8 protein-coding genes and 6 pseudogenes are annotated in these 13,386 nt (G+C 33.1%); 13 read left to right on the top strand and 1 reads right to left on the bottom strand.

Annotated features, from left to right (window positions below; genetic code table 11):
• Window positions 1-108: 108 nt before the first annotated feature.
• From smc to trpS, 13 genes and pseudogenes are all read left to right on the top strand, one after another.
• A pseudogene (gene smc, locus JCM7501_RS02665) lies at window positions 109-3,699 on the top strand (chromosome segregation protein SMC).
• Window positions 3,699-4,653 (top strand): annotated as a pseudogene (gene ftsY / locus JCM7501_RS02670) (signal recognition particle-docking protein FtsY). The pseudogenes smc and ftsY overlap by 1 nt, the downstream one beginning before the upstream one ends.
• 99 nt (window positions 4,654-4,752) lie before the next feature.
• On the top strand, window positions 4,753-5,106 hold the full coding sequence (locus tag JCM7501_RS02675; RefSeq protein ID WP_012995311.1) for a putative DNA-binding protein: 354 nt from the start codon (window positions 4,753-4,755) through the stop codon (window positions 5,104-5,106).
• Between the two features lie 13 nt (window positions 5,107-5,119).
• Window positions 5,120-6,459 (top strand): annotated as a pseudogene (gene ffh, locus JCM7501_RS02680) (signal recognition particle protein).
• 37 nt (window positions 6,460-6,496) lie between these two features.
• Window positions 6,497-6,757, top strand: coding sequence for a 30S ribosomal protein S16 (gene rpsP / locus JCM7501_RS02685; RefSeq protein ID WP_003866679.1), 261 nt, complete (start codon window positions 6,497-6,499; stop codon window positions 6,755-6,757).
• A gap of 25 nt (window positions 6,758-6,782) precedes the next feature.
• A complete protein-coding gene (locus JCM7501_RS02690) occupies window positions 6,783-7,010 on the top strand; it encodes a KH domain-containing protein (protein WP_012995309.1) in 228 nt (75 codons plus the stop codon).
• A gap of 8 nt (window positions 7,011-7,018) precedes the next feature.
• Window positions 7,019-7,521: pseudogene (gene rimM / locus JCM7501_RS02695) on the top strand (ribosome maturation factor RimM).
• The gene (gene trmD, locus JCM7501_RS02700; RefSeq protein WP_012995307.1) at window positions 7,521-8,246 is read left to right on the top strand and encodes a tRNA (guanosine(37)-N1)-methyltransferase TrmD; all 726 of its coding nucleotides are present in this window, start codon (window positions 7,521-7,523) and stop codon (window positions 8,244-8,246) included. The pseudogene rimM and the gene trmD overlap by 1 nt, the downstream one beginning before the upstream one ends.
• A 21-nt stretch (window positions 8,247-8,267) precedes the next feature.
• Entirely contained in the window at window positions 8,268-8,612 is a 345-nt protein-coding gene (gene rplS / locus JCM7501_RS02705) for a 50S ribosomal protein L19 (RefSeq protein ID WP_012995306.1), read from the top strand.
• Between the two features lie 44 nt (window positions 8,613-8,656).
• Window positions 8,657-9,490 (top strand): ribosome biogenesis GTPase YlqF, encoded by an 834-nt coding sequence (ylqF, locus tag JCM7501_RS02710; protein ID WP_013150355.1) that lies wholly within the window; start codon window positions 8,657-8,659, stop codon window positions 9,488-9,490.
• 11 nt (window positions 9,491-9,501) lie between these two features.
• Window positions 9,502-11,033, top strand: a pseudogene (locus tag JCM7501_RS02715) (YifB family Mg chelatase-like AAA ATPase).
• A gap of 62 nt (window positions 11,034-11,095) precedes the next feature.
• Window positions 11,096-11,962, top strand: coding sequence for a YitT family protein (locus JCM7501_RS02720; RefSeq protein ID WP_028991692.1), 867 nt, complete (start codon window positions 11,096-11,098; stop codon window positions 11,960-11,962).
• Between the two features lie 81 nt (window positions 11,963-12,043).
• Window positions 12,044-13,026 (top strand): annotated as a pseudogene (gene trpS, locus JCM7501_RS02725) (tryptophan--tRNA ligase).
• Here the strand turns inward: trpS and JCM7501_RS02730 are convergent.
• Window positions 13,015-13,386, bottom strand: a complete 372-nt coding sequence (locus JCM7501_RS02730; RefSeq protein ID WP_013150351.1) for a YraN family protein — start codon at window positions 13,384-13,386, stop codon at window positions 13,015-13,017. The pseudogene trpS and the gene JCM7501_RS02730 overlap by 12 nt on opposite strands.

A 13,386-nucleotide genomic window follows, 5' to 3' on the forward strand; every position in this document is an offset into this window, starting at 1 on the left:
GAGGCTGGCCCCTGCGGCAAAGAGGCCGAATGGGTATAATACTGAAAAATAAAAGATGAAATTTAAATGGAGATGTGGTAAAATGGAAGGTGCATAAGGAGTGGTGGTATGTACCTTAAGAAACTTGAACTTCAAGGCTTTAAGTCTTTTGCAGACAAAGTAACTCTTAATTTTGAAAAAGGTGTAACAGCAATTGTAGGTCCAAATGGAAGTGGCAAAAGTAATATTTCTGACGCTATTAGATTAGTTCTGGGAGAACAAAGTATCAAAAGTTTAAGAGGTTCTAAGTTAGAGGATGTAATTTTTGCAGGTAGCGAGAATAGAAAACCTTTAGGTTTTTGTGAAATAAATCTTACCTTAGACAATTCCGATGGTTATCTTCCTTTTGATTATACGGAAGTAGTTATTACCAGAAAAATTTTTAGATCTGGCGAAAGTGAATTTTTTATAAATAAGACTCCTTGTCGTCTTAGGGACATATACGAGCTTTTTTTAGATACAGGAGTAGGAAAAGAAGGCTATTCAATAATAGGACAAGTAGAATAGACGAAATCCTATCTGCGAAACCAGAAGATAGAAGACAAATTTTTGAGGAAGCAATAGGTATTTCAAAGTACAGATATAAAAAAGAAGAAGCAGAAAAGAAACTGGCAGCAGCTAATGATAATCTGATTCGTTTGAACGATATAGTTGCAGAATTAGAGAAACAGCTTACTACTTTGGAAACGCAAAAAAGCAAGGCAGAAGAGTTTCTAAAACTCCACAAGGAAAAAAGAAAAGTAGATATAAGTTTATATATTCAATTAGCAAAGAAGTCTATGAATCAGTACGATGCTTTAAAAGGAAAATATGAGAACCTAAAAAGTCAATTGAATGTAAAAAAAAATACATAAAATAAATCAAGAGGAAAATTTGCTATATAAAGAAAAAGAAATTCATGACCTGAAACAGCAATTAGACAGTAAAAAAGAGGAATATCACAATAAGTTAAGAGAGATAGAGATAGTCTCAGGAAAAAGGGAATTAATAGTAGAGAAGCTTAGAAATTTAGAAGAAACTACAGAGCTTTACAGGGAGGAATTGAAAAAAGCTGTAAAACGTGAAGAACTTTTGAGGGAAGAACTTAAAAGGGTAGAGTCTAATGTAGCGCTTTTACATCTAAACAAAAAAGAATTAGAAGAGAAATTAAAACAATTTCAGGAAGAATACATAAGTGTACAAAAGCAGCAAAAAGATAAGATAGAAGAAATTGAAAAGGCTAAGGAAGATATAATTGAAATTTTAAATAGCATAGCAGATGTGAAAGGAAAATTGTCTTTAAACAATTCTCTAAAGGAAGAGGTAATAAGTAGGCAGCAAAACTTAAAAAAACATATAGAGGAGATTCAAAATCGAATAGAAAAGCTAGACAAAGAAAAAAATAAAATTGTTGAAGAATTACAAATTTTACAAAAAGAACTAGATAAAAAGAATCAACAAAAGATTACTGAACAGCAAGCTTTGCAGAAAATTGAGAATGAAATAATTTTGAAGGAAAATAATTTAAAAATTATTAAAGAACAAATTGAAAGAAAAAGGTCACGACTTTCGATTTTAGAGGAGATGGATAAAAATTACGAAGGCTATAGTGGAACTGTGCGGAACTTGTTAAAACTCTCTGAAAATATTCCTTCTTTTAAAGAAAACATAATTGGAGTTGTGGGGGAACTTTTAGAGGTTGAAAATACTTATAGCACAGCAATTGAGGTAGCATTAGGTTCAAATGTACAAAATATAGTTATAAAATCTTCTGATAAAGTGGCGGAATTGATTGAAAGGCTAAAAAAAGAAAATTTGGGGAGAGCTACTTTTTTGCCTCTTGATTTGATTCGTGGCAGGATCCTTTCTCAGCAAGAAAGCAATATTTTGTCTGAGAGAGGCGTAATTGGAGTTGCTTCTAAGCTAATAAAATATAACGATAATTTAGAAGAAATTTTTAATTTTTTGCTAGGCCGTGTTATTATAGTAGATACAATTGAAAATGCAGTGAGGTTATCTAAAAAATATAATCAAGCTTATAAAATTGTAACATTAGAAGGAGAGGTTATAAATCCGGGTGGCGCAATAACTGGTGGTAGTTTAAAACCTAAACTTCAAAGCATCTTTAAGAGAAAAGAAGAGATAACTAAACTGAAAAAAGAAATTGATAGCTTAAAAAATCAACAAGAAATAGTGGAAGAAGAAATCAGACAAAAAATGAATGATAAAATTCATGAAGAGGAGCAAATAGAATTATTGAACAAAGAAGTTTCTGATATTAGATATAATATAACTTCTAATGAGCAAAGGAGGATTTCATTAGAAAAAGAAATAGGAAATTTATTAAATCAACTAGAAAGTTATACTTTAGAAATTGGCGAATTAAAGGAAAATGTTAGAAATTATCAACAAGAAATTGACCGGTTTTTAAAAGAGTTAGAAAGCTTAGAAAAAGAAAAAGAACGATTGGATGCCTTGATTAATGGTTTTAAAGAAAAAAACAATAAAGAAGAGGAAAATTTAGCAATTTTAGACAAAGAAATCACTGCTTTGAAAATTGAAATCGCCAAAATCGAACAAAAGCTTCAGAATGAACTTCATAACTTAAAAGATAAACGGCAAGAATTTGATAGAGAAAAAAACAATATAGTAGAGAAGGAAAAGAATATTAAAGAAATAGAAAGCTTAAAGGTCAATTTGAGTTTAGATAGGGAAAAGTTGCAAGGAGAAATATATAAATTACAACAAGAAGTAGAAAAAATTCAAAAAGATATTTCTTCTTTAGAAGATAATATTTTCCAAGAAGAAGAGGATTTACAAAAACGTAAAGAAAAATTTTCGATTTTACAACAAGAATTTACTAATATTAATGAAGAATTTCATAAAGTAGAAATGGAAATGCAAAGATTTCAGATAGAGATTGACAATATCAAAAATAGGCTTTGGGAAGAATATGAATTGACCTTAGACAGAGCTTTTGAAGAAGCTGAAGAAGGCGAGATTTCAAAATTAAGACAAAGAGCAGATCATTTGACAAAGGCTATAAAAGGATTAGGTAATGTGAATATAGATGCTATTGAAGAATATAAAGAGGTAAAGGAAAGGTATGATTTTTTAAAATCTCAGATGGAAGATATTATAAAGGCAAAGGAATCTTTGATTTCTGTAATCGAAGAAGCAAATAAAATTATCAAAACAAAATTTAAAGATGGTTTTGAAATCCTACAGATTCAATTTAAGGAGACGTTTAGGCGACTTTTTGGAGGGGGTAATGCAGAGTTAATACTTACTGACGAAGACAATCTTTTAGAAACAGGTATAGAAATTAAAGCACAGCCCCCAGGAAAGAAATTGCAAACCCTTTCTCTTCTTTCAGGAGGAGAAAAGGCATTAGTTGCCATTTCCCTTTTATTTGCAATGCTAATTATAAAACCTACTCCTTTTTGTATATTGGATGAGATAGATGCAGCATTAGATGATGCAAATGTGGAGAGATTTGCTGAGTTTTTGAAAGAATTGTCAAAAGATACTCAGTTTATAGTTGTAAGCCACAGAAAAGGGACAATGATGGTGGCTGATGCGATATACGGTGTAACAATGCAAGAAAAAGGAGTTTCCAAATTGTTATCCCTTAAACTTAATACTGACGACAAAATAGGAGGCTTGGTAAAACATGCTTAATTTTTTTTGACAAATCTAAAAAAGAATCCGAAACTGCTGAAGAAAAAAAAAGGTTTTTTTCAAAAGATCAAAGAAGGACTATTGAAAACAAGAGAAAATTTGACTTCTAAAATAGATAGTATTGTTACAATAGGTAGAAAAATTGACGAAGAACTTTTGGAAGAATTAGAAGAGATTTTAATTTTGGCTGATATAGGTATTAGTACTACTTCTAAGATTATAGAAGGAATACGTCAAAAGGCAAAAGAAATGAAGATTTATGATGCATCTCAAATAAAAGAACTTTTAGCTGAAGAAGTTTATGAAATTTTGCAAAAGGATGTAAAACCTTTTACCTTGACTTCTCCTATGGTGATATTGATCGTCGGAGTAAATGGAGTAGGAAAGACTACTACAATTGGAAAATTAGCTTATATGTACAAAAAAGAAGGCAAAAAAGTTATGCTAGCAGCAGGTGATACTTTTAGAGCTGCAGCTATTGACCAGCTAGAAATATGGGCAGAGAGAGTTAACTGTCCAATTATCAAACACCAAGAAGGCTCAGATCCAGCTTCTGTTATTTTTGATGGCATTCAAGCTTCAAAAGCAAGGGGAATAGATATACTTATTTGTGATACTGCAGGTAGACTCCACAATAAAAAGAATCTGATGGAGGAATTGAGGAAAATTCGCAGAGTTATAGATAGGGAATATCCTGAAGCGAGAGTTGAGACCTTTTTAGTTTTAGATGCTACAACTGGTCAAAATGCTCTTCAACAGGCGAAAATATTTAAAGAAGTTTCTGATATAACCGGTATTGTACTTACCAAATTAGATGGAACGGCAAAAGGTGGAATTGTTGTAGCTATAAAATCAGAATTAAATGTACCTATACGATATATAGGAATGGGGGAAGGAATAGAGGATTTGCAAGCTTTTGATGCAAAATCTTTCGTTTCTGCTATTTTTCAGTAAATTAAATCGTAAAAAAATGAAAAAACACAGCTTGACAAAATGCAGCCCTTCATATAAAATCTTAATGTAAAGGTTAGGACCTTAACGGGTGGGATTTTTGTGGATGAAGATTTTTTATTTATGACTCTTTTGTATGATTTTTATGGTGCTTTGCTTACAGATAAGCAAAGAGAAATTTTTGAAATGTACTATTTAAATGATTATTCTCTTGGAGAAATTTCCGAACTTTTGGATATCTCACGGCAGGGAGTTTATGACACTTTAAAAAGAGCAGAAAGCTCGTTAGAGTTTTTTGAGGAAAAATTAGGGTTGGTAAAAAGACATCAAGAAATAATGAATAGACTGGGTAAGATAAAAAAGGGCATTGAAATAATACGGCAAAGAGAAAGAGACCCAGAAATTTTAAAAATTATTGAGGAGATAGCTCGTGAAATAGAGGAGCTAAATCTGTAGGAGGTAAATTTTAATGGCTTTTGAAAGCCTATCTGAAAGGCTGCAGGAAATCTTTAAAAAGTTAAGAGGAAAAGGAAAACTCACAGAAAAAGATATAAAAGAAGCTATGAGGGAAGTAAAAGTTGCCCTCTTAGAAGCGGATGTCAACTTTAAGGTAGTAAAAGACTTTATAAACTCTGTTACAGAAAAAGCTTTAGGGCAAGAAGTGATGGAAAGCCTGACCCCGGGGCAACAGGTGATAAAGATAGTCAATGATGAGCTTATAGCCTTATGGGGTCTACTCAAAGCCGGTTAAATATAGGGAATAAAGTTCCTGCAGTTATAATGATGGTTGGACTTCAAGGTTCTGGAAAGACCACTGCTTGTGGGAAATTGGCAAACTTGTTAAAGAAGCAGGGAAAAAATCCACTACTAGTAGCTTGTGACGTCGTCAGACCGGCTGCCATAAAGCAGTTACAGGTTGTGGGAGCTAATGTAAATGTACCAGTTTTTACAATGGGGGACAAAGCAAACCCTGTTGATATTGCAAAAGCTTCTATTGATTATGCAAGGTCTCATAACTCTGACGTAATTATTATAGATACTGCGGGTAGACTTCACATAGATGAAGAATTGATGGAGGAACTTGTAAATATAAAAAGGGCAGTACAACCAGATGAGATTTTGTTAGTAGTAGATGCGATGACTGGTCAAGACGCAGTAAACGTAGCGTCTTCCTTCAATGAAAGGTTAGATATAACAGGAGTTGTATTGACAAAATTGGATGGAGATACGAGGGGTGGAGCAGCTCTTTCTATTAAGGCTGTTACACAAAAACCTATAAAATATGTGGGCACAGGCGAAAAGTTGACAGATTTAGAGCCTTTTTATCCTAATAGAATGGCTTCTCGTATTTTGGGAATGGGAGATGTTTTGACTTTAATTGAAAAGGCCCAAGCAGCAATTGATGAGAAAAAGGCACAAGAGTTAGGGCAAAAGCTTTTAACAAAACAGTTCACACTGGAAGATTTCTTAGAACAGCTGCAGAGCCTTAAAAATATGGGACCTTTAGATCACCTCCTCAGTATGATTCCTGGAATGAACAAAAACATGCTTAAGAATGTAGACATTTCAGAAAAAGATTTAAAGAGGATAGAAGCCATTATTCAATCTATGACTAAAGAAGAAAGGCAAAACCCTTCTATTATAAATGGCAGTAGAAAGAAAAGAATAGCCAAAGGCAGCGGTACCACCATCCAACAGGTAAATAGCCTCTTAAAACAGTTTGAAGAAACCAAAAAGATGATGAAGAAATTTGCTGATATTGATAAAGACCTAAAGAAAGGTAAAATGAGGCTGCCTTTCTTTAGATAATATCGGAAGGTGGGCAACTTTTGAAGGAGGTGAGAAAGTGGCAGTCAGAATAAGATTAAAAAGGTTTGGGGCTAAGAAAAGACCTTTTTACAGAATAGTAGTAGCAGATTCAAGGTCACCAAGAGATGGAAGGTTTATTGATGAGATAGGATATTACAATCCTATAGCCCAGCCTGCTGAAATAAAAATAGATGTAGAAAAGGCTAAAAAATGGCTCAGTGTTGGTGCCCAACCTTCAGATACTGTAAAGTCACTGTTTAAAAAAGAAGGTATAATTGGTAATAGTGCATCTCAATAATCCTCTCTTGTGAGGAGGTGTAATAATGGGAGAATTGGTTAAAACTATAGCCAAGGCGTTAGTTAACAATCCTGATGCTGTAGAAGTCAATGAAATTGAGGGACAGCAATCTGTTATAATAGAGCTTAAAGTTGCTCCCGAAGATATGGGAAAAGTAATTGGCAAACAGGGAAGGATTGCTCAAGCAATTCGCACATTGGTTAGAGCTGCTGCTTTAAAAGAAAAGAAACGCGTGATTGTTGAGATAATCTAGGTGGTGGTATGGCTGATTATTATAATGTAGGAAAAGTTACTTCTGCCATGGCATTAAGGGGGAAGTTAAAGTATATCCTCTTACCAATGTTCCTGAAAGGTTTTATGAACTTGAGTATGTTTGGGTTTTTGATGACCAACAAAGGCCCCGCAAATATGACATTGAATATGTCAAGATTATATCTAAAAGAGTTTGTGTAAAATTAAAGGGAATTGACAATAGAGACGAGGCAGAAAAATTAAAGGGGGCCTTTTTAAAGGTTGATTCTCAAAATGCTTTAAAGTTAGAAAAAGATGAATATTTTATCAAAGATTTAATTGGGATGAAGGTGTATACAGAGGAAGGAGATTTTGTAGGTACATTGGTAGAGGTATTGCAAACTGGTGCAAATGATGTGTATGTAATAAAAGGTGAGGAGAGGGAAATACTAATTCCTGCTATAAAAGAAGTTGTCAAAAAAGTAGATGTTGACAATAAAGTAATGGTGGTCCACCTTTTGGAGGGGCTATGATGATTTTTGACGTTTTAACCCTATTTCCTGAAATGTTTGATAGTGTTTTATCCTATAGTATTTTGAAAAGGGCTATTGAAAAAGGAAAATTAAAAGTTAACTTGATAAATATAAGAGATTTTTCAAAGGATAAACATAAAAAGGTAGACGATTATCCTTATGGAGGCGGACCAGGAATGGTGATGATGCCTCAGCCTCTTTTTGACGCAATTGAATTTGTAAAGAGTCAAGGTAATATTCCTGTATATTACCTTGGTCCTAAAGGTAAGGTTTTTAGTCAGGAAATAGCGGTTAAAATGTCTAAATTAGAAAGAATAGCCCTTTTGTGTGGCCACTATGAAGGAATTGATGAAAGAGTCTATTCTGTTATTGATGAAGAAATTTCATTAGGAGATTTTATATTGACAGGCGGAGAAATAGCCGCAATGGCTATTATTGATGCTGTAACAAGACTTATTGAAGGAGTTCTTTCACATCCTCAAAGCGCTGTAGAAGAATCCTTTAGTAATAGTTTGTTGGAATATCCCCAGTATACAAGACCAGAAGTTTTTAGAGGCATGAAGGTGCCAGAAGTTTTACTAAGTGGTAATCATGCTGAAATAGCTAAATGGCGAAGACAAAAGTCTTTAGAGATAACTTTTTTAAAACGGCCTGATTTACTTAAAAAGGCAATTTTGACGGAAGAAGATAAAAAATTTTTACGAGAAAGAGGGTTTGACATTTAGAAGCTGGAAGGAGGGAAAATAATGGACTTAATAAAAGTAGTGGAAAGTCAGCAAATGAGAAAAGACTTAACTCCTTTTAATGTAGGAGATACTATAAGAGTACATTATAGGGTTATTGAAGGAGATAGGGAAAGAATTCAGCCTTTTGAGGGAATAGTAATCAAAAAAAGCGGTTCAGGCCTAAGAGAGACTTTTACGGTAAGACGTGTGTCTTATGGTGTGGGAGTCGAAAGGACTTTTCCACTTCACTCTCCAAGAATTGAAAAGATAGAGGTTATAAGGAGAGGTAAAGTCAGAAGAGCAAAATTGTATTATTTGAGAAAGAGAGTAGGAAAAGCTGCTACAAAGATAAAAGAATTAATGTAAAAAGGGGTTATAAACCCTTTTTCAAATATATGGAGGAATTAGATATGATACAATGGTATCCTGGACATATGGCAAAATCTAAAAAGGAGATAGTTTCTAACCTTAAGTTAGTAGATGTAATATACGAAATAGTAGATGCGAGAATACCTAAGAGCAGCAGAAACCCAGATATTGATGATATTGTAAAAAATAAAAAAAGGCTTATCCTTTTAAATAAAGCTGATTTAGCAGATGATGTAATTACGGATTTATGGATAGAATATTTTAAAGAAAAGGGAATAGAAGCGATAAAAGTTAATTCAATTACAGGGTTTGGACTTAAAGAGATAAATGAAGCAACTCAGAGAGTTTGTCAAGATATTTTGGAGAAGAAAAGGCAAAAAGGAATGATTCCAAGGCTGAGAGGAATAATTGTGGGTGTTCCCAATGTTGGGAAATCTACTTTTATTAATAAATTAATTGGCAGTAAAAGGGCAAAGACTGGCGACAAGCCGGGGGTTACAAGGACTTTGCATTGGATAAAAACTCCTTATTTCGACATTTTAGACACTCCTGGCATACTCTGGCCAAAATTTGACGATAAAGAAACAGGAATTATGTTGGCAATTACAGGAGCTATAAAAGATGAAATATTAAACATAGAAGAAATAGCATTAAACTTAGTTGCAGTCTTAAAAAAGTATTACCCCCATTATTTGATGTCCCGATATAAAATTGATAAAATAGTAATGGAAGATTTTGAACTTTTAAAGGAAATAGGTAAAAAAAGAGGATGTTTAATTGCAGGCGGAGAAGTAGATACCTTAAAAACTTCTCATATTTTGTTGGAAGATTTTCGAAAAGGAAAATTGGGGAAGATTTCTCTGGAAAGACCATAAGGGGGATTTTTATGCTTTCTAAAGTAAAAAGTATGGCGGTCTTAGGTATAAATGCCTATGTGGTAGAGGTGGAGGTAGATTTATCTACTGGAATTCCTTCTTTTGATATTGTAGCTTGGGTGATACAGAAGTTAAGGAAGCAAGAGACAGAGTAAGGTCTGCTATCAAAAACAGTGGCTTTGAATTTCCCCTCAAAAAAATTACTGTAAATTTAGCACCAGCTGATACTAAAAAAGAAGGCACTGCTTTCGATTTACCTTTAGCAGTAGGGATTTTAAAATGCACAGAGGAGATAAAAGAGGAAAAAGAAGACATAGCCTTTGTAGGTGAACTTTCTTTGGACGGAAGTATAAGAGGCGTAAATGGTATACTGCCAATGGTAATAGGGGCAAAGAAAAAAGGTATTTCCTCTATTGTTGTTCCTTATGAAAATGCTCATGAAGCGGCAGTTGTAGAGGGGATAAAAGTATATCCTGTGAAAAATTTAAAAGAAGTGGTTGAGTTTTTAAATGGAGATAGGGAAATAGAATCTTTTACTTTAGATATTAATAATTTTTTTGATAATGTAGAATACGATATAGATTTTGCTGAAGTAAAAGGGCAGGAAAATGCAAAAAGGGTACTTGAGATTGCCGCTGCAGGTGGTCACAATGTTTTAATGATAGGACCACCTGGAGCGGGTAAAACTATGTTGGCAAGGCGTTTTCCTACTATTCTTCCTCAGTTAAGTTTTGAAGAGGCTTTAGAAGTCACCAAAATATACAGTATAGCAGGATTGCTTCCAAAAGGTACACCTCTTATCACTACTCGACCTTTTAGAGCTCCTCATCATACTATCTCTACAGTTGCTTTAGTTGGGGGAGGAAAATATCCTAAGCCTGGAGAAGTATCCCTTGCCCACTATGGAGTGTTATTTTTAGATGAGATTCCTGAATTTAAAAAAGATGCAATAGAAGTTTTAAGGCAGCCGTTAGAAGATGAAGTGGTTACAATTACTCGTGTAAATGGTAGCTTTAGCTATCCAAGCAAATTTATTTTGATTTTAGCTATGAATCCTTGTCCTTGTGGCTATTATGGTGATGATACTCACGAATGCCATTGTAGTGTAAATGAAATAAGAAGATATCAAAATAAAATTTCAGGACCTTTGTTAGATAGAATTGATTTACATGTGGAGGTAAAACCTCTTAAAAAAGATAAATATTTCGAAGAAGAAACACAAGCAGAAAGTTCCAAGGAAATTCGCGAACGAGTCATAAAAGCACGAGAAATGCAACTTAAAAGGTATAAAGGTACTGGCATATATGTCAATTCTCAATTAAAAGGAAATATGTTGAAAAAGTATTGCAAACTTGATGAAGATACTAAAAAATTTTTAAATGAAGCTTTCGAAAAGTTTTATTTGAGTGCAAGAGGATATAATAAAATTTTAAAAGTTGCTCGTACAATTGCTGATTTGGAAGGTGCAGAAAATATTAAGTTTGAACATGTAGCAGAAGCATTACAGTATAGAATTATTGATAGCAAATATTGGTATAAATAAAAATTACAATAAAAATTTTATGTAAAGTAATTAAGTCTCAAATGTGATAAGAAGGTGTTAGCTTGGAGATAACAAGTTTTTTTAATAGAGAAAGTATAAAAAATATTTTCTTTATTCTTATGGGGACTTTAATGTCTGCTATTGGTATTAACATGTTTATTGTTCATGCTAAACTTTTAAGTGGAGGAGTTTCTGGTATTGCACTTATTATACAGTATTTAACCAAGTTTCCTGCAGGATACACTATATTTTTGTTAAACATCCCACTTTTAATTTTGAGCTATAAAAAAGTAAATTTAAGGTTTACAATTTTTACTATTATAGGTACTGTATCACTTTCTTTGTTTTTGGTGCTTACTTATGCAATAAAAAATATCTTGCATATAAATGATCCATTACTTTTGAGTTTATACGGCGGAGTGTTAAATGGTTTAGGTATGGGAATAGTTTTTAGTAATCACGGTTCAACTGGTGGTTTAGATATAATTTCTGTGATTGTAAAAAAGAAATATGATAACTTTGAAATTGGGCATATTTCTTTTATTGTTAACTTTTTTATCGTAGCCATTGGAGCTATATTTTTTGGTTTGACCAGTGCTCTTTACACTCTTGTTTCTATGTACATTACTTCCTACATGGTGGATAAAACTATAAAAGGTTTTAATAGGCAAAAAATGGTGCTGGTGGTTACTGATAAAGTAGAAGAAGTGAGCAAAGGAATAATGACTACATTAAAAAGAGGGGTTACTTTGCTTCATGGAGAGGGTGCTTATACCAAAGAGAACAAAAAGGTTTTGTATTCCATTGTATCTTTGACACAGCTTCCACAACTTAAATTTATCGTACACCAAATAGATGAAAATGCTTTTATCTCTATATTAGATGTAGCCGAAGTCCATGGGAAAGGATTTATGAGGGAATTATTTTAAATTTCATTGCAAATTTTGAAATTTTCTCTTATAATTTTTTCTAAACGACATAAAATACTCAATTGAAAAGGAGTTGATAGCTTGAAAAGAGTTTTTTCAGGAGTACAACCCTCGGGAGACATTCACATAGGTAATTACTTGGGTGCAATGAGACAATTTGTCGCTCTACAAGAAGATTATGAGTGCTTTTTTTGTGTAGTGGATTTGCATGCTTTGACAGTACCCCAAGATCCAATAAAATTAAAAGAAAACACTATTGAATTGGCGGGCCTTTACCTTGCAATAGGCTTAGATCCTAAGAAGTTAATCTTTTTGTTCAATCTCATGTTTCTGCTCATGCAGAATTAGCATGGCTTTTACAATGCATGACATATTTTGGTGAGCTAAGCAGAATGACTCAGTTTAAAGAAAAGAGCAAAGGAAAAGAGACAGTTTCTGTAGGACTTTTTACATACCCTGATTTAATGGCAGCAGATATACTTTTATACAATACCCATTATGTTCCTGTAGGAGAAGACCAAAAGCAACACTTAGAACTGACAAGAGACATTGCACAACGTTTTAACAACAGATTTGGTAAAACTTTTGTTGTTCCTGAGCCTATGATTTTAAAATTTGGCGCGAGGATAATGAGTCTTACTGACCCTACTAAAAAGATGAGTAAAAGTGACAGTGACCCAAATAATAGAATCAATCTTTTGGACGAGCCTTCTGTAATCAAAAAGAAAATAATGAGAGCAGTGACTGATTCTGAGACTGAAATAAGGCTTGATTGGGAAAACAAACCGGGTGTTAGCAATCTTTTGACTATTTATAGTTTATTTACAGGTATGGAAATAGAAGAAGTTGTAAATAAATTTAAAGGACAGGGTTATGGCACTTTAAAGAAGGAATTAGCAGAGGTTGTAATAGATAAATTGACTGTTATACAAAAAAATTATAAAGACTTAAGTAGAGATTATGTTTTGAAGGTTTTAAAGGAAGGGGCGGAAAGAGCTCAAGCTGTTGCAGAAAAAACTTTGAAAGAAGTAAAAGAAAAGATGGGATTGATATTAAAAGATTAAAAAAGCGTTTGGGAAATGGCTTAGTTTTTCAAAGGCTAATGTATCAGGATTTAAATAAACCTCAATCACGTCAAAACGAGGCTGAAAATTTCGAAATTTTTCTGTTGAAGCTAAGTACAACTGGGCAATTTTCAATATTCTTTGTTGTTTATGAAAATTTACAGCTTCACTTCCAGTTCCAAAAAAGGTAGAGGTTCTTGTTTTTACCTCTACAAAAACTATTTCTTTTTTGAATAGAGCTATTATATCTATTTCCCCAATTTTGCATTTAAAATTTTTCTCTAAAATTTTATAACCTGATTTTAATAGATATTGGGCAGCTATTTTTTCTCCTAAGCTGCCTATTGTTTTTTTGTTCAA

Source organism: Thermoanaerobacter thermocopriae JCM 7501, from assembly GCF_001310975.1.
In the GTDB taxonomy this organism is placed as follows: Bacteria; Bacillota; Thermoanaerobacteria; order Thermoanaerobacterales; family Thermoanaerobacteraceae; genus Thermoanaerobacter; species Thermoanaerobacter thermocopriae.